The following is a 21,225-nucleotide window of genomic DNA, read 5'->3' on the forward strand; positions in this document are numbered from 1 at the left end:
TAGGTTTAATTCTTATAGCGTTAGTGATTAAATATGTACTGCTTTATTAACTATTTGATCGCAAAAGCCGAAAGCCAGGAATAAAGTTTGAGGAAAAACCATGACTCTGCTTGGGGTTAGCTGGCAGGGTCTTTTTCGCTTTTACTCTTCCATAATAAATTCCCATCAGATATTGCATAGGAAATCATTAGGTGACGAGGAGCACAAATGGATTACTTCACTTACTATGAATGAAAATACAAATCAATTCCAAGATGTGAAAATTTACATCATAATAAATATATGGATTTTTTTATGTGATTTCAATAACCTCTCTAGTCTTAGAACCGTTTATATAGATAGGGACACACCGTCCACTCCCAAAGGAGGAGATGTGATGTGAAAAAGCAGATGATAGCAGCAGGGATCGGGGTAGCACTTGTTGGAACAGCAACTTTTTTCATGATTGTTTCCAACACAGAGACGAAAGCCGGCTTAGCTTCCCCTCCGTATGCGGCCAATGAAAAAGGCCAAACGTATGGAGAAGGTCCGTTTCCCGCTGGCAAAAACCAAGAACCGGATTTAATTAAAGCTATAGGAGAAAATGGCGTTGAGGGATACATCAAAAATTCAGACGTAACCCCCACCTTTTCTTCTCCAGAGGAAGCCCTTATTCACCAAAAAGAAGTGGAGAAACAAGGCTATCAATCGGTGCCGCTTTATGAATCAGATGGCACGACAGTAATTGGAGAGTATAGACTTTATCCATCAAGAACTTCACCATGATGACGTAATATCCATGGTCTAGCTTCCTTCTTTTTCTTTATGAATTGGAGGAATGTAACTTGAATAGGAAAATAATTAAAGCCCTCATGCTCTGTACTCTGTAATAAGCGCGGCAACTGTCTTTGCAAGTACGAAGACCAATATCTATGACACACCTACGATTAACGGAAAAAGATACTCGTTCACATCTAATGTATGGGATAGATGGGTAGGTTCGCCTAATGCTACTGCGGAGGCAGTCGCAATCAAATAGCGGCAATGTTCCGGCTGGATACATGGGGGGCCATGCTCCGTTGTTTACCTCGAGTGGTACGCTTTGGTCTTCAGCAGCGGTTACGTACAATACCTACTAATAGTAACAAAGCCCCCGACGTGAATTATACACTCGTTAACAGAAATTATCGTGGAAAGCCCGTCCTCATCTCTGGGAGATTTACACACACAAATACCACAGCAGAGATATGGAACGTACCTCCTGGAACATACCAAGTAATGGTGACAAATTTGAACGATTTTGCAATTTCAGGGAATGGATATATTGATGGTATCTTCTAAGTATTTCCTCAGCAACAAATAACATCTTAGAAGGGGGGAGTGATCATGAATAAGAAGTATTTAAGAAGATCTATAATCATTGCATCATGTTGTCTTGTATTAATGAGCGGATTTTTTTTAATCAGAGAACTTATAGATAATAAGCAAGTTGTAGACTCGTCTAATAATGACACTACTCCACCAAAAGAAACATTAGAAGATTGGCAAATTGAATACGACAGAAAAGTTCGATCAGAACCAGCGGAAAAAGTAGTAACAGAACATGGGGTATTTTATTATGCTCCTTTTCCAAAAGAATTTCCAAGAGATGAAATCGCTAACCGAGATATTGATGAAGAAGTGACAGAAGATACAAACCAGGTAATAATAAAGGGTTATTATTACGAAAAAAAATAAAAAAATCATCGTATACGGTTTTTCCCGGTCATTCAAATGTTCTAAAAAGTGAAAAAAGTTTCCAAGTAGCAAGCGGGACTGATCCTATAGCGTAAACAAAAACACCTTCAAGGATGTAACATGTCGTAAGAAATGTGGACAACCTGGAAGGTGTTTTTGCATTGGCAACAAGAGTCAGTTAACCAGTAAAATTGAGAAGGAAAACCATTGAAATGAGATTGTATGGTATTTAAGTAAAGCAATAATATAGGAGGGACCTTAATTTACTTCGTCATCTTCTACACATGAATCAATCTTAATTACGCATAATTCCAGTTAGACGAAATCATAGTAAAAGGAACTTATCATTGGTATAATATAGGAGCATTATAACACTATTTAATGCCATTAATGATTACATAGTCATCGGTTTATACGCAATTTTCTACAATTTTGTTACCCAATGAGAGAAATCGGATGGCCGAAATCTGATCTTGTAAAACTTGCCCATATGAATGAGTTTAGTAGTTTGGAGTAGGGTGTTAGGTTTAGTGTAGGAAAGGCCGTAGATGGTAATGTCTACGGTTTTTTATTTTGCTCAACGATGTTCAATAAAAAAACGGCAGGGTATACCCTGCCGCTTGCTCTACTCAAGATCCTCTAGAATGTATGTGAAAACATCGTCTACAAGCTTCACGATGCTGCGTATTTCCTTATCGAATGTTGAGCTGGTAATTGTTCCTTTATTATAAGAGTCGACGTTCAGTTTGACTCCGGAAGTTTTGGCTAAAGAAATTTCTTTAACTTGTCCATTGAGTTCTTTTTTCGTTTCAGCTGTTTCCTTATTGCAGACTTTCTTTGCTTCACTAAGACTTTTCTTAGCCTTATCAAGTGTTGCCTTCATCTGACTCAGTTCCGTTTTGCTGGCTTTGGACTTCTTAAGGTTGTTGTACTTGGATGTCAGCTGCTTGGATTGATTCGTGAGGGTGGTTACATCGGAGCACACAGGAGCTTTATATGTCCGTATAGCAGACTTAACTTCCTTTAACCTCTTGTTGTATTCCTCAAAGTAGATCTTATTAACCTCGGAGATCGACATTTTGATGGAGGGTGGGGCGGCATACGCCTGTGACGGGAGAATTAAGATAGCGAGCATCAACAAAAGGGCTAAAGTCTTCTTCATTTATGTATGAACACCTCTCTATAAGTATTAACATTATCATAACTTAATTTGGGTCCTAATCAATAGATAGAGAAAAGGATTTTCACAGGTTCCCACAGAATAACATGAAGCTGCACACATTTATTGAGATTTGAAGGGGATTTGAAATGAAGACGAAATTAATCATGGTTGAGGGCCTGCCGGGGTTCGGCAAATCGACGACGTCCCGTATGCTGCATGATATTCTTTCCGAGCACAACATTGAGGCCCGGCTGGTGATGGAGGGGGATACCGACCACCCGGCGGATTATGAGGGAACCGCGTGTCTGACGGAAGAGGAATTCGAGCAGTTGCTGGAAGTTGCAGGCCCTTTTAAAGAAATATGGATCGAACGGGCTGTCAAAAAAAACAGCTGGAACCTCTTACCCTACCAGAAGCTGAAGAACGAATATGGCGCTTCTTTTCCGGATGATCTATATCATTCGTTGGCTAAAAAGGATATTTACGAGCTCCCGCTGGACCTCAACCGGTGGCTCATCACCGATCGGTGGGAGGCATTTGCCGAGCAGGCGCTGCATGAGCCTACCGTCGCGATTTTTGAGTGCTGTTTCATTCAGAATCCGGTGACCGTCGGCATGGTGAAGCATGATGCGCCGGAAGATCAAGTGACGGACTACGTGCTGGGGCTGGAAAAAGCGGTCCTTCCGCTAAATCCCCTCCTGTTCTACATTGAGCAGAACGACCTGGAATACGCATTCCGCAAGGCCGCCCGGGAACGCCCGGAGGCATGGTCCACAGGGTTCGCCCGTTACTACACTGGACAGGGGTACGGCAAACATCACGGTCTGGAAGGCGTCGAAGGGACTCTGCAAGTATTGGAAGCCCGGCGCGAGTTGGAGCACAGGATCTTGGACAAGCTCGGACTGAACAAGGAGTTAATCGATAACTCCCTTTATGACCAAGAGACGTACAGAACCATGCTAATGGACAAGCTGAAGCGGCATGGGATCATCCCATAATATTTTTCATAGATAAGGAAGGACGGTTTAATGAAGCGATTACTCATGATCATGATGCTTTACATGACGGCTTTATTGGTAGGCTGCGAGAAGGAACCCGGTTGGGAGACGATGCAGCTACTTGATGAAAAGGTTGCCGAGATTCGGATTTCAACGTTCGAGACATGGGACGAGATGAATGGGGATACACTGTTGTCCTTTAAGGAAGCGAAAGATGTAAGAGCGTTTGAGGAAGCGATCCGTACCGCCCGCAAGCAGCCGGATGATGCCAAACGAACGGACCCGGATTACGACGTGATGGTCGTCTATGCCCAGCCATCTCCGATCCATGCCATCAAGCTGTGGTTGGGGGAAGAGGGTCAGGAAAGTGTGTTCAGCTATGGGTTCAAAGATTGGGGAGAAGATGTATATGTGGTTTCCGCCAAACATACGGATCGGATGAGAGAACTTATTTTGCCAGAGGGGCGTTAAAGCCGTTATCGAGCCCCTCTCTTTGACCGACACTGAATGCCTCATATCCCATAAAATAACGATTTGGATGTATAAAATCAGGGGATTGGGAGATGAATGATATCATCATTCAGGAGGCGATGAAGTGAAAAAGTTGACCAACAAGTTAAAATATATGGCTGGAGCGTTTCTTGCCGGAGCCCTGCTGATTATAGGGATTATGTTCGCTGCTGCGAATCCCGAAGGAACCTTAGGTACGATTCAACACACGATGTCTAAAATAAGCCACTTCGTTAACGGCAAGGACAACGCCACCGCTGACGGCCCATCTGAGAAACAAGGGACGGCGACCTCGGATCCTAAGATTCCTACCGACAGCAGCGATGCGCCAGCTCGCATGGTTTCAGATCCGGTTAACCAACCCGTGTACTGGGGCGAGGCTTCCAGAAAAGAATCCTTGGGGCAGCCTGTAGTCAAGCTGTACAATGCGGCGGGCAAGCCGGTTGGTTCCGCTACCTTGGAGCAGATCCATGACGGGGTTAAGGTGAAGATTTCCGCATCCGGCCTCACTCCAGGCAAGCATGGGTTCCATGTGCATGAGAATGCGATTCAGGGAACGGATTTTAAATCTGCCGGAGGGCATTTTAATCCGACTCACAAGCATCATGGCCTGGAGAATCCGCAAGGAAGCCATGTCGGCGACATGCCGAACCTGATCGTGGGCGCAGACGGCACCGTGGAAGCGGAGACGATCATTCAGCATGGCACGCTGGAAAAGAACCAGCCGAACTCGGTGCTGGGGCGCTCGCTGATCATTCATGCCGGCGAGGATGACAATGTTACCGACCCGGCGGGCAATTCCGGCGACCGTGTGGTGGGCGGGAATATACCGGAGTAATCTGGCAAGTTGATAGTGCATCCGTTTGCAGCATATGAAATTCAGTGAAAAACGCATCTCCACGGGGAGGTGCGTTTTTTTGTTAAGTTATGCTGGTTCAAGTGCATCTGGAGAATTAACCCCGCAAGATAAAATTGAATTACTTGCTTCGACGCGGTGGGGTTCGTGGTCGTATTCGTTTCTGACGACACATTCTGAAAATATTGAATGATTTTGAGCAATTGTCTCATGTAGTTCCCGGCGGCTCTCCTTCTATACTTAAGGTACGGAAAAGGAGAGTGAATTCATGGAACGAGCAACATCTTTAGCATCCGAAATACCTGTTCGCAAAAAGCCATTTCGCAAGCGCTGGGACTCTCCCCTTGCAGGTTATCTGTTTATTTCCCCTTGGCTGATCGGATTTCTGGCGTTGACAGCCTATCCGATGCTGTTGTCCCTGTACTATTCCTTCACAAATTACACCCTCATGAAGCCGATCAAGTGGGTCGGCTTGGACAATTACGAGCGCATTATTATGGCAGACGACAAATTTGCCCAATCGCTCAAGCTCACGTTTTATTATGTACTCGCCTCGGTGCCGCTGAAGCTAATTGCCGCGCTGATGGTTGCTCTCCTGCTAAAAAAGGCCGTGCGCGGGATATCCGTCTATCGAACGGCCATTTATTTCCCTTCCTTGATCGGGGCGAGCATCGCGGTTTCCCTGCTATGGAAAAATATTTTCGGCGTGGACGGCTTCTTCAACCAAGTGCTTGGATTCTTCGGAATTCCCGGAACGGGCTGGGTCACGAACCCGGATACCGCATTATGGTCTCTCATTGGCTTGTCGGTATGGCAATTCGGTTCATCGATGGTGATTTTCCTCGCGGGCCTGAAGCAGATTCCGAATGATCTATATGAAGCCTCCGCGGTGGATGGCGCGGGCAAGCTAAAGCAATTTTTCAAAATCACGCTTCCGATGCTGTCACCCACGTTATTTTTCAATCTCATCATGGGGGTCATTAACTCCTTCCAGATGTTTACGCCTGCTTACGTTATCACCGGCGGCGGGCCGATGAACTCTACCTATGTCTATGCGTTATACCTGTATGAACGGGCATTCAGCCGCTATCAGCTGGGTTATTCCTCTTCCTTGGCCTGGATCATGCTGATATTGATTGTGGCTGCCGCCGTGATCATTAACCTGACTTCGAAATACTGGGTATTCTACGAATCCGATAGTCAAGGAGGGAAAGGAAAATGACCAGACACAAATGGAACCCCGTGATCCGCCATTCGGTCCTCATTATGTTCAGCTTGATTATGGTTTATCCGGTCATTTGGTGGATTGGCGCTTCGCTGAAAACGAACCAGGAGCTCAGTTCTCCGTCCATCTTCCCGTCCGTGCCGCAGTGGTCCAATTACATCAACGGATGGCATTCCGTTCCGGGGTTCACCTTTACCGACTTCTATTTGAATACGTTCTATTTAATTACTGCGGTGATCATTGTAACGGTGATTTCCTGTACGCTGGTTGCCTTCGGATTTGCAAGGCTGGACTTTCCGCTTCGAGGCTTCTGGTTTTCGCTGCTCATGCTTACGCTGATGCTGCCGGGCCAAGTGCTCATCATTCCGCAATATGCGATGTTCCACCAATTTGGTTGGGTCAACACCTACCTGCCGTTTATCGTGCCGCATGCATTAGCGGGAGGGGCGGGAGGAACCTTCTTCGTCTTCCTGCTCGTTCAATTCATACGCGGGATCCCGCGGGAGCTGGATGAATCGGCCAAGATCGACGGATGCAGCTGGTTCGGGATTTATTGGAGAATTGTGATGCCCTTGATGAAGCCTTCCATCGTGACGGTCATTATCTTCTGCTTCCTATGGAACTGGGATGATTTCCTTGGCCATCTCCTGTACATTAATTCCGTCGACAAATATACGGTTGGCTTGGCTTTACGGATGATTAACGATTCGCAAGGCGGCGCGGAATGGGGACAATTGCTGGCGATGTCTCTCGTATCCATTCTACCGGCTACATTGCTGTTTATCTTTGCCCAGAAATACTTTGTGGAGGGTGTAGCTACCACAGGACTAAAAGGGTAGTAGCTAGCTCTACCGTTATATTATAAAATGAGGAAACATTGAGGCAGCGGTACGCCGCACAGCTTCAATGTTTTTTTCTGATAGGAATGTAAAGCATGGAGGATGAGAATTATGATCAATCCCTTCAAAAGATACCGGATCGATTCCCTGTTTATTATTTGCTTTGCAGGGCTGATCACGATTGTGCTGGCGATCACCGTATGGACCAGTTATGTCATGACTTCGCGGGAATTGGCTGAAAACACGTCGTATTATCAAAAAAGACTGCTCGAGGAGCTGAACAACGAAATTACGGGCCGCCTGACGTCGATCGAGCAGATCTCGCTGACCACGTCCAGGGACAATGATTTACTTACGTTTCTGTCGGGAAAAGAAGATGAGTTCAACCACTACAGGAGGTCCAAGGGTATACAGGAAGCGCTGGCTCATCTAACCTATTCGATTCCGCAAATTCAGGCCATCGATTTATATATGGAACAGCCGGAGTGGGGGGATCGGCAGAGCTATATTCAGTTCCATGGATTAACGGAGGCTGCGACAAAGCCATGGTATCCTTTGCTGCAGAACAATGACTTTTCCTGGTCAGAGGAGCATGATTTAACGACCTATAATGGGAACGTGCCTGTGCTCAGCTTTTCCCGCAAGGTGTACAACAACTCCCGGTACTTGGGTATTCTTGTCGTGCATGTGAAAGCCGATTGGATCCGCGGGATTCTCGAAGGATACTCTAAAGATTCGAACCGGATGCTGCTGGATCTGAACGGCAGGGAGCTGCTGAGCGTCGGGAAATCAATGAGGGATGCCGGATTGCAGGAGCAGGATTTGCGGTTCACGGACCAATCCGGTGTGTCACGGCTGCATACGCAGCATGGCGTCGAGTCTCTGGTCGTCTATTCCAAAGTCGCCGACTCCAACTGGATGCTGGTGGAGATTACCCCTTGGGAGCGAATTACGTCAGGCAGCGTCAAGCTGGCTGGAGCCATTATTACCATCGGCATCGGAGCCCTATTGCTGGCTTTCTTGTTAACGCTCTCGTTAAGCAGACAATTGTTGAAGCCGATCGCCCAGTTAGTGAGAGCCATGAAGAATTACGATGTCGGTGGGAGGCAAGCTGAGCTGGCCGGTGATTATACGAATGAATTCGGCATTCTGTTTGCAGGGTTTCGCAGACTGAATGAGAGAATCCAGGCATTGTACGCATCTCTTGCGCAGCGTTACGAGCAGCAGCGGAAGGCGGAAATCGAAGCGCTCCAAGCCAATATTAATCCGCATTTTCTATATAACACCTTGGACCAGCTGAACTGGATGGCGATTGCGGAGGGACAGGAGAAGATGAGCCGCATTCTGGAGCTGATGGGCCGCATGTTCCGCATCGGATTATCGCATGGAGAAAGCTTTATTACGATTGAAGAAGAGCTGACTCACGTCGCATGCTATTTGGAAATCCAGCAGATCCGGTGGGAAGACGGTCTGGAATACGAGGTGCATGCCTCCCAGGAAATCCGCAACTTATTCATTCCCAAAATGACGCTCCAGCCTTTCGTCGAAAATTCAATCATTCATGGATTTAATTCAAGGCAAACTGGCCGAATTCAAATTAAGGCTGAGGAAGAGGGCAGCCGGATCCGAATGACGATTATCGACGACGGAAGCGGGCTTGCTCCTCAGAGCAAAGGGAGCCATCGCCGCAAAGGAGGTTACGGGATCCGGAATGTGAGAGAGCGGTTCTCGGCGTTCTTCAACGATGATTATGAGATCCTCGTTAAAGATGGAGAGAATGGAGGAGTGGTTGTATCGATCGCCTTTCCAAGGCTTGAGGAAGCACAGCGGTAAAGCATAATCAGACGATTTTATAATAAATTGTGCATCTCTCTTATACTCCAGTCATCTCGGAATTGATAGGATACATATTGACCACAATCTTTTGTTATTAGGGGGAAGTCGGCATGAACAAATGGAAGCGATTGCAGATTGTCGCGTTATGGATGGTGTTCTCCTTGCTGGTGGCGGCATGCGGCGGTAACGGAAGCACCAACTCAAGCACGGAAAGCACAACCTCAACCAAGAACAATACACAGGCCGAAAGCGGTTCGGCGGCGGAAAATGTCAAGCTGCGGATTATGTGGTGGGGTTCGCAGCCGCGTCACGAAGCTACACTGAAGGCATTGGAGGTATATACGGAGAAAAATCCGCATGTTACCTTCGAGCCCGAATATTCCGGGATGGACGGTTACCTGGATAAACTCTCCACTCAGGCAGCGGCGCATAACGAGCCGGATATTTTCCAAATGGACCCGGGCTGGGTTTCGGACTGGACATCCCGCAACCAGCTCGAAGAGCTCGACACCAAGGTTAATCTGGATGAATTGACGCCGAGCCTGCTGCCGATCGGGCAGAGAGACGGCAAGCAATACGGCGTGCCGCTGGGATCGGTTGCTTTTGGGATGATCTACGACAAGGCGGCTCTTGAGAAGCTGGGCGCAACGATGCCGACAGACGGCTGGACATGGGATGATTTCTTCGCATTGGCGGAAGAGGTAAAGCCTAAACTGGCGGAAGGCCAATATTTCACGCTGGATTATGCCGGCAACTACTTTATGTTCAGCGCTTATCACTATGCCAAGGGTAAGGGCACCTTGATTACGGAAGACGGCAAATTCAATATTGATGAAGCGACTTTCCTGGAATGGACCAAGAAGTTTGAACAGCTGCGCAAGGACGGACTTATACCTCCAGCCGATTTGAACGCATCCGACAAGGAAATGGATCCGACGGCAGACCTGCTGGTCAACGGCAAAATCTTATTCCGCTACTCCTTCTCCAATAACTACACCACATGGGACAGCATGAAGGAAGGGGCGTACGATCTGGTTACGATGCCGCGGGCCGAGGAAGCGGGAGGCTGGCTGAAGCCGTCCATGTACTTCAGTCTTTCGCCTAATTCCAAGCACAAGGAAGAAGCGGCAAAGTTCATCGACTGGTTCATCAATGATCCGGAGGCAGGGGCTATCCTTGGAACCGCTCGTGGCGTGCCTGCCAATGCCAAGATCGCCGAGTCGCTCATTCCGAATCTTCCGGAGGGCGAAAAGGTCGGGATGAAGCTGATCGACGCAACGACGCCGGACGGACAGATATTTACGACAGGGCCGGAAGGCTGGGTGAACTTCATCGATAAAGACTTCCCGCTCGTCCGGGATGAGCTGAGCTTCGGCAGAACAACACCGGAGAAGGCCTATGAATCGTTGAAGAAGGCCGCGCAGGAATATGAATAGATCATATAAAATGAGATGAGAACTAGATGGATGCAAGCAAGGGAGTAAAATGATTCCGAAGAAACGGAAGTGGTCGCCTTTGTGACCGGATTTTTACCGCTGAATATAAAATCCAAAAATCCGGGAGCAACAGCGATCGTAGGAACATTTTACGTACTTGCCCTGCATCCAAATCATTCTTTCAGCTTATAGTTTCCGGTCTATTCCCGGTTTACGTCATGCCTAAGCGGTTTTATCGCCGATCGGGCATGGCGTATTACCGTTAATGTGAGGCATTGCCTTTTTGCAAATAAGAAGGAGGATCTTCAGATGTGGAAGATAGGAATCGTTGATGACGACCGCGCCGTGCTGCAGGGAATCCGAAAAGCCATCCCTTGGGATGAACTGAATGCAGAGTGGGCGGGAGAAGCTTTGAACGGGGAAGAAGGGCTTGAAATGATTGAATCGGCCAGCCCCGACATCGTGATTACCGATTTATATATGCCTGTCATGAATGGTCTGGATATGATCGAGCAGCTGCGGAAGAACACCGGCTATTCAGGAAAAGTGATCATTCTGAGCGGTTACTCGGACTTTGAGTATGCCCGTCAAGCCTTGCGCCTGAACGTGAGCGATTACTTATCCAAGCCGATCAGCCTTCCGACGCTGAAGTCTGTTTTAAATGAAGCCATATCCGATTTGGAGGAGCAGGAAGAGCTGCGCATGAAGCAGGATGAACTGCTCCAGAAGCTGCAGCTTTACGAGCCCTTCGTGGAGAAGGAGTGGGTCAAATCGGCCGCAGCAGGTGCACTGCAACATTCAGGTCTCCAAACGGAAATCCCGGAGCCTTATCGGTATTGGTCCGATTTCGATCATACGGTCATTGGCATCGAGCTGATCTCCGATCAACGGGCAGCTAATCTAAGCTTGCCGGACTGGAGCCTCCTTCGATTTGCAATCAGCAATATGGTGTGCGAAATTACCCAGGCGGCATTCCCCCGCTTCGACCATACGGATCTCCACACCAACCGCTCCGTGGTCATTATTCATCATGATCGAACGGAGTCTGCCGAGCGAGTGCGGCAGCAGCTGGAGCAGCTGGGTGTCCGATTAATCGACTGTGTGCAGAACTACTTGAAGCTGAAGCTCCGAATCGGCATCGGTGATCGCAAAAGCAGTATAAGGGAAATCGGTATCTCGACAGAAGAAGCCTTTCGTGCGATCGATGTGAATACGCAGCCGGCGGTTCCGGAGTATGAGCTGTATTTCTACTGTGCACAGGAGCCGGGCAATGCAGAGGCCAAGCCTCCCGTGCGTCCTGTTAAGCTTTACCTGGAGCTGGCCGGTTCGATTCGAACTTCGCAAGAACATCAAGCACAAACGATCATCAGGGACTATATGAAGCGATTGGAACAGCAAGGGGGCATCACCAAACCATACGTCAGTATGCTGGCAGGGGAGCTATGGGGAATTATCGCCTTTGCTTTCTATGAGACGGGGACTATCGTTGACGATTTCTTCCCGAATGACAGCATTACGCGCGAAATGGCGAAGCTACAGCGTCCATCCGAGCTTGCGGAATGGCTGATTACCAAGATCGGGCTCGTGTTCGGCAGTCGCGAATGGGGCGGGAACGGAAAGCATCGCCAGGCTGTCGACTTTATGATCGAGTACATTCACGAGCACTATGCCGAGGATCTCACGCTTGGGGGACTGGCGGATAAGGTGTATATTTCGAGAAACTACTTGTCGATGATTTTTAAGAATTTGACGGGAGAAACGTTCAACAATTATTTGACCAGAGTGCGGGTCGAGAAGGCCCGTGAGCTGCTGATGGAGAAAAATGCATTGGTGTACCAAGTGGCAGAACAGGTCGGATATAAAAACATTCCGTATTTCAGCACGGTATTTAAGAAATTCACGGGCATGAATCCGACGGAGCTCGTGAAATGATCATGAGGAGGCATTATGAACAGCAGTTATGATCAAGCGTGGTTGCATGTTGATGGGAGCTCGCTGAAGCATGCTGCGGCAATCAAGCCGCTGAAATGTTATTTGGGTAAGATCGTGACCGCGCAGGCGGTTTCTTCGCAAGTATTTCGTACAGCGATTGAAGAATTGACCACGGGCATTGCTCTGCTGACAGGTGAGCAGCCCTTACTTCGTGAAGAGATGGATGCCGGCCGCTGCTTGGTCGCAGGGACGCTGGGGAGCATTGAAAGGACTATGCTTGACGGCTCGCCGGAAGCCGAGGAAGCCGGACGTGTGGGAGATGAAGGCTACATCATACGCCGCGTCGTAAGAGGAGACCAGGATTACATATTCATTGCAGGAGGATCAGACAGGGGACTTCTGTACGGGGTCTTTCATTTTATGCGTCTCCTGCAGACGGGCCAAGCGAACGAAGCACTCGATCTGGTCGAACATCCGAAGTACCGGCTTCGCATGGTGAATCAGTGGGACAATATGGACGGAACCATTGAGCGCGGATATGCGGGCCGATCGATATTTTATAAGGACAATGCAATTGTCTCCGATCTGACTCGTGTCCGGGCGTACGCCAGAATGCTGGCCTCTGTTGGGATTAACGGAATCACGATCAATAATGTGAATGTGCATCAGACCGAGACGAAGCTGATCACGCCTCAATTGCTACCGGATGTGGCACGCGTAGCGGATGTGTTCCGCGATTACAGCATCGTCCTCTACCTCAGCGTGAACTTTGCTGCGCCGATCGAGCTTGGGGATATGTCCACGGCTGACCCGTTAGAACCGGCCGTTCAGAATTGGTGGAAGCAGAAAGCGGCCGATATTTACCGAACCATTCCTGACTTTGGCGGATTTCTGGTCAAGGCAGACTCGGAGAACCGTCCCGGCCCGTTTACTTATGGACGCCATCATGCGGATGGAGCCAATATGCTGGCAGAAGCGCTGGAGCCTTACGGCGGACTCGTCTTATGGAGATGCTTCGTGTACGATTGCCATCAGGATTGGCGGGATCGCCAGACGGACCGCGCCCGAGCCGCCTATGATCATTTCAAGCCGCTGGACGGCAAATTCAAGGACAATGTGATCCTGCAGATCAAGAACGGTCCGATGGATTTTCAAGTCAGAGAGCCGGTATCGCCATTGTTTGGAGCGATGGAGCGAACGAATCAACTGCTGGAATTTCAGATTACGCAGGAGTATACGGGACAGCAAAGGCATGTATGCTATTTGATTCCGCAATGGAAAGAGGTGCTGGAATTCGATACGCTGTGCCAAGGGGAGGGCAGCAAGGTAAAAGATATTGTGGCCGGACAAGTGTATCCTTATCAGTACAGCGGCATAACAGCCGTTTCCAATATTGGGGATGACCTCAACTGGACCGGTCACTACCTTGCCCAGTCCAATCTTTACGGCTATGGCCGCTTGCTGTGGAATCCGGAGCTGACGGCGGAGGAAATCGGCGAGGAATGGACCCAGATGACCTTTGGACCCGATCCGGATGTGACGAGGACCGTGATGGACATGCTGATGGAATCGTGGCCGGTCTACGAGAATTATACCTCCCCGCTTGGCGTGGGCTGGATGGTCGTGCCGCATGTTCACTACGGCCCTGACGTGGACGGCTATGAATACTCCAAATGGGGAACATATCATTTCTCGGACCGCGACGGGATCGGCGTTGACAGGACGCAGGCGACGGGAACGGGGTACGCCGGCCAATATATTGGCGCCAATGCGTCGATGTATGAACGATTGGAGACTTGCCCGGATGAATTGCTGCTGTTTTTCCACCATGTTCCTTATACTCATGTGTTAAAGTCCGGCAAGACCGTCATTCAGCATATTTATGACACGCATTTTGCCGGGGTCGAGCAGGTAGATCAGTGGCTCGCACGCTGGGATGCCTTGGAGCCTAAGCTTGATCAGCAGCGCTTCCTGCATGTTAAACAGCGCTTGCTGGAGCAGCTGGAGAGCGCAAAGGAATGGCGCGATGTCATCAATACGTATTTTTATCGAAAATCGGGGATAAAAGATGAGCATCATCGCGTGATCTATTCGTAGAGGTAAGGGCCTTGAATTTCAACCTTGGTTGGAATTCGGGGTCTTTTTTGTTGGGGGTGTAAGATAAGAAAGAATTGATCATAAAGCTCAAAGAAGAGTCGTAGGGATACTTTGTCGCTCAAAGTTCAAAGGAGTCGTTGGATGAACTTGCAGATATGCTTGCGGTTATCCGGCCGTTAAACAAGTCATTGAGAAGCTAGGTTTAACGAGTGATAAAGTTTTAGAGTTTTATGATGAAATTAAGGAGAAGTACGGGGAAGGGAGGCAAAAAACTGATGAATGCTGCGATCTCGATATACATAAGAGGATTAAACCACATAAAGATTTGGTTCTCTGTAATTCGTATTTATAACAGGTCATTGGTAATGATGGTGAAGTATACAATGATTCTATAGAAGGGATTCATAGATTTCTGGCGAATGGATGTATATGTTGACGAGGATCGTCGTTTAAAATGTACAACCCGTTTATGCAGAATTACGGTCATATTCAAGCAATTAAAAGCTTACTCCCCGACTACCGAGAGAGTCGATATATATCACTCGTTTCTTTCACGATGCGTTGCCGATTTAGTGTTGACCCTGAGCTAAGAAAAATTCAATCGGACGAGCTGATCGTGTACGACGTTGAACTGTCCGAATATATCCAGCGTAAAATGAACCGGATTCAAGCCGAGAAGACGGAACCGGTTCTAACAGAGTCGGATATTCAGAAGTTCTATCAATCATTGAATGAAGCGAATATCACTGATCCGAAGATTCGGGATGAGCATGTAAAGAAGGGCAGTAGTGTTGAGAGGGCGAAAAAATAGTCGAAAAATAATTGCCGCTCTGCTGTATAGTCCCATCATCAAAATTAGACTTCAAGCGATGAACTTAAGCATTTTCCTACTATAAATAATTAAAAATATAGGGGGTATTATGGATAAGATTAAACTTTTAATTGCTTGCATCTTAACGTTTTTAATCATGATTTTAAGTTTAAGGGTAGGTTATTTAAATCTTGATCCTCCCATACCAGCAACTGGACCAGTAGGTGAGCCACCTGAACCTGATTCAGGAAATGCAATTTTATATTTTCTAGTTTCCGGTTTCTCGTTCATTGCCCTGATCATCTTTATTTATAAGCTCCTTAGAAAGTGACGTCGCTTGAAATATGAATGGGTGACTATTTTAATGGATGGGGTCTGTTGTTCATTTATTCAATATTTCGATTATCTTAAATTCAAAGTCTTAGCTGTATATCTAACAAGGATGTTTGGATCCGTAGAGATTATACAACCATTTCCGTAATAGAATTATAATGGAACTTAATTGATGCTAGAGAGATAGACAGTTACAGAGACTAGAAATAGGCCGTTATCCCGTCCACGGGCGACATATTTCTTTTTTTGTTCAATGCTAGGTCAATCGTAAAGCAGAAAAAAGGACACCAAGTCCTAAGCAGACCTCGTGCCCTCGAATCAACGGATTCATATTGTTCGTCGTACTTCTTGTTATTTCACGAATGTGTCCGGCAGCCTCAGGGAAACGACAGCCTTGCCAGTATCCTGCAACCCCGAATCACTTAGAAATTGCTCGCGAAGCTCTTTTTTATTTTTGCCTAATGCATACTTAACACTAATATCTACGACATTGCCATGCGAACGAAATGCGGGGAATTGGTCCAACGAAAAAACAACCGCATTCGCTTGATAAGTCTTCGAATCATCAGCCCCGCAAGGAGACTTGGAATCATCCGTGCATAGGTTTACGGTAATGGGAAGGTGCCGCGGGTTGTTCTTAACTATTTCCCCATTGATGGAGCCGTCGATGTACTGGATGCTGATTTCCCGATCCTTCCTCGTATTCTCGACCGCGGAAACGACATACAGCCGATCCGGAACGGCTTGATTATTCTGGTTGACGGCATCTTTCACTAAGAAAACGTATTGGTAGTGGATGCTGATATTGTCTACGATCTCCGAGATTTCGGTCAAAGGCTCCGTGTTCACGGATCCTGCGGATTTAATCCCTTCCAAATCATAGATTACGCTTAATATCGATTCGGGGTCCGTGTTCAGCGGGACAGTTTGTTTGGCGGACGTGCTGCAGCCGGTAAAAAGGGCAGCGAAGGCCATGAAGATGGCTATGAGATATCGGTTCTTTTTGCGAATCACGCCTTTCCCAATCCTCCTTACAACGGCATGTACAATCATGGTTAATATATGAAGCTATCAAAACTAAGTTAATGGAATTCATTGTATAATGCAAGCTAGACGATACGTAGGGACGGGCGCAGGTGAAGACGGATCAAAAATCCTTAATGGCCTGCGTGAAAAGTTACCTTTAATTGAAAGCCAAATCCAGAACTTGAAGATCCATCACAACTTTCTGCATGGACCGTCCGATTGTTACTATTGAACATGAAAAAAAGGACACCAAGTCCTAAGCAGACCTCGTGCCCTCGAAGGGTTGCATATTGGAATTATTACCGCGCAATGCCTGACGCTCACCGCTCCTCTAAGCTACCTTAAGCAGCCTCACTTCAACGTCCTCACATCCACCGTATTGGACAGGACATCCACTTCATTCGGAATAATCCCTTTATCAAACATATAATCGGCGACCGCTTGCCAGCGTTGGCGGACGGTGTCATCAATCGGGTCAAACGGGTATAAAGAGCCTTCCAGCTGCTGACGCGCGACGGGTTCGGAGACGCCTTGGATGTCCTGAATTAATTGGACGGTGTGATCGACGTCGTCGGATAGAAGAGCGGACTCTTCATTCAAGCCTTCGAACACTTCAAACACGAGTTCAGGATGCTCCTTCAGGAAGCCGTTTCGCACAATATACACCGTATCGTTCTCGGATTCGATGTCGCCTGCGGAAATGACCAGCTCTGCACCGAAGTCGACGAGCGCCACGGCCGTAAAAGAACCCCATGTCGCCCAAGCGTCGACTTGCCCGCTTTCAAAGGCAGGCCCCGCTTCCGTTGGCGGAAGATAGACGATCTCGACTTCGCTCGCATCGAGGCCGCCCTTCTCCAGCGCTTTATATAGTAAGTATTCGCCCGTGCCGCCGCGGTTGACGGCGATTTTTTTACCGCGGAGGTCGGAAGGGCCCTTAATGCCGGCTTCCGGCTTGGCCACAATGCCTTGATTATCTTGATCGCCTGGCTGCTTCGTAAAAATCGTAAATTCCGAGGAGCCTCCAACAAGGGCGCTGATGGCTGCCGTAATCGAGCCGATCGTGATATCGATCGAACCGGCGTTTAACGCCTCGATCGCTGGGGACATGGCGGCAAAACCGCCGGTTTTTTCAATGCTCGCTCCGGCTGCTTCCAGCCTCTTATACAGGGGCCCGCCTTCCTCGGATAAACTTAAGGGCTGGGCACTGCGCAGTATGCCAAGACGAACGGGTACGGCCTCATCCTCAGCATTGGCTTGTTTCGCTTGGCCGGCGTTACCGCAAGCCGATAACGTAACTAACAGAATTACTAATAATAAATGTAAGCTTATTTTTCGCATAGGACACTTCCCTTTTTGCCGGATCATTTAGTGGATGTTATGAGCCCACGTGAAGACCTTCTCCTGTTCTTCTTGCTTCGGCGTCGTCACGGCCTGACGGTTAACGCGTAGATGGGGCAGGATGTATTCTCCTACACGGTAAGCTTCTTCAAGCAGTGGAACACCGGAGAAAATAAACGTTGAAATGCCCGCATCCTGATACTCTCTTAAGCGCGCCAGAACGGTTGCCGGACTGCCTACGATCGTGGTGCCCGGACCTGGTCGTACCAGACTCATCCCGGCCCATAAATCCGGATAAATTTCGAGCTCCCTCGCGTCTTTAGGAATTTGGCCGTTGTGATTGCGTAGCATGCGCTGCTGCCCCACCGAATCGCTGTTTCGCAGAACGTTTTGCATATGCTCCACGGTTTGCGGATCCATCGTCTTAAGCAGCCGATCCGCTTCTTGCCAAGCTTCTTCATCCGTATCGCGCACGATCAGATACAGCCGGATGCCATACCGCATGGTACGGCCTTGCTCAGCAGCTAAAGCTTGAAGATCTTTAATTTTCTCTGCGACTTGCGGTGGCGTTTCCCCCCAACTCAGATACGTATCGATATGCTTGGCTGCCGCGAGGTGGGCCGCTTGCGACGATCCGCCGAACCACAGGGGCGGCGTTGGCTTCTGCGTGGAGGAGAGCTGCAAGGCTTTGCCTTCGGCCGTAATATACTTGCCATGGAAATCCAGGCTTTCTCCGGCCACCGCTTGTTTCCACACCTGAATCCATTCATCCGTGTAGGCATAACGTTCATCATGCCCAAGCGTTGATCCGTAGGCGCGCATTTGCGCCGTGTTTCCGTTCACGATGTTTAATAATACGCGTCCACCGGAGAAATCATCGAAGGTTTGCGCCATTTTCGCGGCGAGCACGGGGGAAATCAGCGGCGGATGCACAGCGATGAGAAAACGCATGTTGTTCGTGCTGGAAATGAGGGAGGAGCCAAGCACCCACGTATCATGCGGGCCCGTGGCCAGCAATGCGCCGGTAAATCCCAATTGGTCGACAGCCGAGGCAATCTGCCTCAGGTAAGGCAAATCGATTTTGCGTGCACCCGCCGTTGACCAAGGACTGCGGCCATCCGGCGCGGTTAAATACCAGTACACTTCAATGTTCTCGTTATGTGCAGCCATTCTATTCTCCTCCAATTTCTACGGGTACAGGTAACACGGCATCTGAAACGACAATTTCTTTCGGCAAAATGTGCTGGCGTGCTAACAGATCGGCCACCCGCTGCTGTTCGCTTATGAACTCCTCGGTAATCGGCTGCAGCCCCCAAGGTCTCCGCCGAAACGCGGCTTCCCATGAATCCACGGAAGGCCAATCGGGCAAGTCCCGGGCAAACAGCTCCGCCGCTTCGCGCGTGTTGTCTTGAATCCATTGATCTGCTTGCTGCAGCGCTTCGACGACGGTCTTGAGCAGCTGCGGCTGACTCGTCGCAAAATCCCGGCTGGCAAACCATACGGAACGGTGGGAGATATGGGACTCAAGCGGCACGAGCGTGCGAACGAGACCTTTGTCATGCAGCTCCGTCAGCTGCGGGTCGTTGCCGACCCAAGCCTCCACTTCGCCTGCCAGCAGTGCCTTTGCCCCCTCATTGCCTATATCCGCACGAGTGACATCATCATATAGAAGGCCTGCCTTATCGAGCGCGGTTGCCAGAAAACTCGTATTCCAGGATCCTTCGGAAAGCGCAATGCGCAAACCCTTCAAATCCGCAACGGATTGCACCGCCGATTCCTTGCGAACGACTAAGGCGCCGCTGGCTGTACGAGGATTCGATACCGCAACGTACACAATATCGATATCAGAAGCCTGCGCGGTTAACGGCGGGGTAGACCCTGTACCACCGAAGTCGACTTCGCCGGAAGCGATCCGCAGAGGCGTCCTTGCTCCGTCGGTGTAATCAACCCAGGCAACGGATGTCTTGTGGTCTTTAAGAATCTCTTCCAAAAAGCCTAAGCGGCGCAATACGAATAACGAATGATTATTGGGATGGACGCCGATGGTTACGTCTGCTTTCGTTTGAGTCATGTGAGTGACACTCCTTTGGCAATGTTTTGTTCAGCCGCGGCTAACGGTTCTGGAAGAATCCAGTCCCATACGTTTACGGGATTCGGGAGGAAACCATGCTCGAACAGGAACCTGCTCTGGGCATCAAGCGCCGTTAAATAGTCTTCGCGCAGTGCCGGTCGAAGCGAAATATTACGATAAGCGGAGGCTACATATTCGGATGAAGCGCCGGTTTCCTTCGTAACGACCCGAATGAAATCATCGGGATGATCTTTGGACCAATCGGCGGCGCGAAGCAGAGAAGTGAGAATCTGCTCCACGATATGCTCCTGCTCCGTCAAGGCCGTATCGACCGTCACGGTTCGGGGCACGCCATTGTTGACTCGCACCAGCGGATCCGGATGGAACCCAAGCTCGATCACTTCCTTTAGGGCAACCGTACGGGCGGCCTCTAGCCCGGTAGCTCCTTTGACAAAAACAGCATCGATCTCACGCCGCTGCAGCGCCTCGATTTCGGTATTCCACGAATCCCGTCTTCCTTCGCGAACCGCTTCAAGGTGGGTGATGTTGACGTCATTCAGCGCTAGATTCGCAAGCGAGAGGGCATTATGAAAACCGCGAAGCGCTTGGGCAGCCCGAAAATCGATCTCTAAATAACGATGACGAGGAATCCCGATTCGTCTTCCGCGCAGATCGCCAGGCTCCTGAATATCCGAGTCGGGAAGGGTAAGAATGGCTTGATATTCATCGACCCAGCTTAGCCCGATCAGCCGCGTATCGCTCCCGGTTGAGCGTGCCCATAAAGCTGGAATGTTGCCTCCTTCCCGCACCAGGAAAGGCAAGGTGTGATTAAAATGCGCGTCCGGCAAAGCTTGACGGGTGTCTCTCGTTAGTTCCGCCGCCGTACATCCGGACTTTTCTAGCTCCTGATGAAGAAGCCCGAGATCGAGGGCCAAACTGGCTGCTGTCGGAACCGGGCAGCGTGTAATCCTAATTTCCTTCACGATTTCTTGCGGGTTATCGATGTTAGGCATGCTTTCTGGGCTCCTTTCTTTTTCTA

Annotated in this window: 19 protein-coding genes; 13 read left to right on the plus strand and 6 right to left on the minus strand. The window is 48.9% G+C overall.

The features are described 5' to 3' along the window. Positions 1-378: 378 nt before the first annotated feature. Positions 379-765 carry a hypothetical protein gene (locus tag RB298_RS04090; protein ID WP_255250568.1) on the plus strand — a complete coding sequence of 129 codons (387 nt, stop codon included), beginning with the start codon at positions 379-381 and terminating at the stop codon, positions 763-765. A gap of 600 nt (positions 766-1,365) precedes the next feature. Beyond that, positions 1,366-1,716, plus strand: coding sequence for a hypothetical protein (locus RB298_RS04095; RefSeq protein ID WP_096775032.1), 351 nt, complete (start codon positions 1,366-1,368; stop codon positions 1,714-1,716). 625 nt (positions 1,717-2,341) lie between these two features. Here the strand turns inward: RB298_RS04095 and RB298_RS04100 are convergent. Then, entirely contained in the window at positions 2,342-2,878 is a 537-nt protein-coding gene (locus RB298_RS04100) for a hypothetical protein (protein ID WP_375120840.1), read from the minus strand. A gap of 146 nt (positions 2,879-3,024) precedes the next feature. Here RB298_RS04100 and RB298_RS04105 point away from each other — a divergent pair, with 146 nt between their 5' ends. From RB298_RS04105 to RB298_RS04155, 11 genes are all read left to right on the plus strand, one after another. Continuing rightward, the gene (locus RB298_RS04105) at positions 3,025-3,876 is read left to right on the plus strand and encodes a P-loop NTPase family protein (protein ID WP_375120839.1); all 852 of its coding nucleotides are present in this window, start codon (positions 3,025-3,027) and stop codon (positions 3,874-3,876) included. Positions 3,877-3,906: 30 nt separating this feature from the next. Further along, positions 3,907-4,347 carry a YhfM domain-containing protein gene (locus tag RB298_RS04110; RefSeq protein ID WP_375120838.1) on the plus strand — a complete coding sequence of 147 codons (441 nt, stop codon included), beginning with the start codon at positions 3,907-3,909 and terminating at the stop codon, positions 4,345-4,347. A 124-nt stretch (positions 4,348-4,471) separates the two neighbouring features. Next, positions 4,472-5,224, plus strand: coding sequence for a superoxide dismutase family protein (locus RB298_RS04115; protein WP_375120837.1), 753 nt, complete (start codon positions 4,472-4,474; stop codon positions 5,222-5,224). Positions 5,225-5,510: 286 nt separating this feature from the next. After that, a complete protein-coding gene (locus RB298_RS04120) occupies positions 5,511-6,464 on the plus strand; it encodes a carbohydrate ABC transporter permease (protein WP_486045916.1) in 954 nt (317 codons plus the stop codon). Further along, on the plus strand, positions 6,461-7,306 hold the full coding sequence (locus RB298_RS04125) for a carbohydrate ABC transporter permease (protein WP_486045918.1): 846 nt from the start codon (positions 6,461-6,463) through the stop codon (positions 7,304-7,306). The genes RB298_RS04120 and RB298_RS04125 overlap by 4 nt, the downstream gene beginning before the upstream one ends. Before the next feature lie 111 nt (positions 7,307-7,417). Then, positions 7,418-9,139 (plus strand): cache domain-containing sensor histidine kinase, encoded by a 1,722-nt coding sequence (locus RB298_RS04130; RefSeq protein WP_486045920.1) that lies wholly within the window; start codon positions 7,418-7,420, stop codon positions 9,137-9,139. Between the two features lie 113 nt (positions 9,140-9,252). Further along, a complete protein-coding gene (locus RB298_RS04135) occupies positions 9,253-10,578 on the plus strand; it encodes an ABC transporter substrate-binding protein (protein ID WP_486045922.1) in 1,326 nt (441 codons plus the stop codon). 309 nt (positions 10,579-10,887) lie between these two features. After that, on the plus strand, positions 10,888-12,510 hold the full coding sequence (locus tag RB298_RS04140; RefSeq protein WP_096775041.1) for a response regulator transcription factor: 1,623 nt from the start codon (positions 10,888-10,890) through the stop codon (positions 12,508-12,510). A gap of 15 nt (positions 12,511-12,525) precedes the next feature. Next, positions 12,526-14,607, plus strand: coding sequence for an alpha-glucuronidase family glycosyl hydrolase (locus RB298_RS04145; RefSeq protein WP_486045924.1), 2,082 nt, complete (start codon positions 12,526-12,528; stop codon positions 14,605-14,607). A gap of 616 nt (positions 14,608-15,223) precedes the next feature. Next, entirely contained in the window at positions 15,224-15,418 is a 195-nt protein-coding gene (locus tag RB298_RS04150) for a hypothetical protein (RefSeq protein WP_255250569.1), read from the plus strand. A gap of 109 nt (positions 15,419-15,527) precedes the next feature. Next, entirely contained in the window at positions 15,528-15,749 is a 222-nt protein-coding gene (locus RB298_RS04155) for a hypothetical protein (protein WP_096775043.1), read from the plus strand. A 353-nt stretch (positions 15,750-16,102) separates the two neighbouring features. Here the strand turns inward: RB298_RS04155 and RB298_RS04160 are convergent, their stop codons facing one another. The 5 genes from RB298_RS04160 to RB298_RS04180 form a co-directional block, all read right to left on the minus strand. Beyond that, on the minus strand, positions 16,103-16,765 hold the full coding sequence (locus tag RB298_RS04160; protein WP_375120831.1) for a hypothetical protein: 663 nt from the start codon (positions 16,763-16,765) through the stop codon (positions 16,103-16,105). A gap of 363 nt (positions 16,766-17,128) precedes the next feature. Next, the gene (locus tag RB298_RS04165; RefSeq protein WP_486045927.1) at positions 17,129-18,115 is read right to left on the minus strand and encodes an ABC transporter substrate-binding protein; all 987 of its coding nucleotides are present in this window, start codon (positions 18,113-18,115) and stop codon (positions 17,129-17,131) included. Positions 18,116-18,142: 27 nt separating this feature from the next. Continuing rightward, the gene (locus tag RB298_RS04170) at positions 18,143-19,285 is read right to left on the minus strand and encodes an LLM class flavin-dependent oxidoreductase (RefSeq protein ID WP_375120829.1); all 1,143 of its coding nucleotides are present in this window, start codon (positions 19,283-19,285) and stop codon (positions 18,143-18,145) included. Between the two features lies 1 nt (position 19,286). Further along, on the minus strand, positions 19,287-20,186 hold the full coding sequence (locus RB298_RS04175; protein WP_486045929.1) for an aliphatic sulfonate ABC transporter substrate-binding protein: 900 nt from the start codon (positions 20,184-20,186) through the stop codon (positions 19,287-19,289). Next, positions 20,183-21,199: an ABC transporter substrate-binding protein gene (locus RB298_RS04180; protein ID WP_486045931.1), complete on the minus strand. Its 1,017-nt coding sequence runs from the start codon at positions 21,197-21,199 to the stop codon at positions 20,183-20,185. The genes RB298_RS04175 and RB298_RS04180 overlap by 4 nt, the downstream gene beginning before the upstream one ends. Positions 21,200-21,225 lie beyond the last annotated feature (26 nt).

The sequence above is a fragment of the Priestia sp. BR_2 genome (assembly GCF_041954005.1).
Lineage (GTDB): Bacteria > Bacillota > Bacilli > Paenibacillales > Paenibacillaceae > Paenibacillus_AQ > Paenibacillus_AQ lautus_A.

What these genes read in the sequence shown, in the direction of transcription:
- RB298_RS04175 (WP_486045929.1), bottom strand. Translation starts at nt 20,186, where the DNA reads ATGACTCAAACGAAAGCAGACGTAACCATCGGCGTCCATCCCAATAAT.
- RB298_RS04180 (WP_486045931.1), bottom strand. Translation starts at nt 21,199, where the DNA reads ATGCCTAACATCGATAACCCGCAAGAAATCGTGAAGGAAATTAGGATT.
- RB298_RS04155 (WP_096775043.1), top strand. Translation starts at nt 15,528, where the DNA reads ATGGATAAGATTAAACTTTTAATTGCTTGCATCTTAACGTTTTTAATC.
- RB298_RS04120 (WP_486045916.1), top strand. Translation starts at nt 5,511, where the DNA reads ATGGAACGAGCAACATCTTTAGCATCCGAAATACCTGTTCGCAAAAAG.
- RB298_RS04105 (WP_375120839.1), top strand. Translation starts at nt 3,025, where the DNA reads ATGAAGACGAAATTAATCATGGTTGAGGGCCTGCCGGGGTTCGGCAAA.
- RB298_RS04170 (WP_375120829.1), bottom strand. Translation starts at nt 19,285, where the DNA reads ATGGCTGCACATAACGAGAACATTGAAGTGTACTGGTATTTAACCGCG.
- RB298_RS04165 (WP_486045927.1), bottom strand. Translation starts at nt 18,115, where the DNA reads ATGCGAAAAATAAGCTTACATTTATTATTAGTAATTCTGTTAGTTACG.
- RB298_RS04135 (WP_486045922.1), top strand. Translation starts at nt 9,253, where the DNA reads ATGAACAAATGGAAGCGATTGCAGATTGTCGCGTTATGGATGGTGTTC.
- RB298_RS04110 (WP_375120838.1), top strand. Translation starts at nt 3,907, where the DNA reads ATGAAGCGATTACTCATGATCATGATGCTTTACATGACGGCTTTATTG.
- RB298_RS04140 (WP_096775041.1), top strand. Translation starts at nt 10,888, where the DNA reads ATGTGGAAGATAGGAATCGTTGATGACGACCGCGCCGTGCTGCAGGGA.
- RB298_RS04095 (WP_096775032.1), top strand. Translation starts at nt 1,366, where the DNA reads ATGAATAAGAAGTATTTAAGAAGATCTATAATCATTGCATCATGTTGT.
- RB298_RS04125 (WP_486045918.1), top strand. Translation starts at nt 6,461, where the DNA reads ATGACCAGACACAAATGGAACCCCGTGATCCGCCATTCGGTCCTCATT.
- RB298_RS04130 (WP_486045920.1), top strand. Translation starts at nt 7,418, where the DNA reads ATGATCAATCCCTTCAAAAGATACCGGATCGATTCCCTGTTTATTATT.
- RB298_RS04145 (WP_486045924.1), top strand. Translation starts at nt 12,526, where the DNA reads ATGAACAGCAGTTATGATCAAGCGTGGTTGCATGTTGATGGGAGCTCG.
- RB298_RS04100 (WP_375120840.1), bottom strand. Translation starts at nt 2,878, where the DNA reads ATGAAGAAGACTTTAGCCCTTTTGTTGATGCTCGCTATCTTAATTCTC.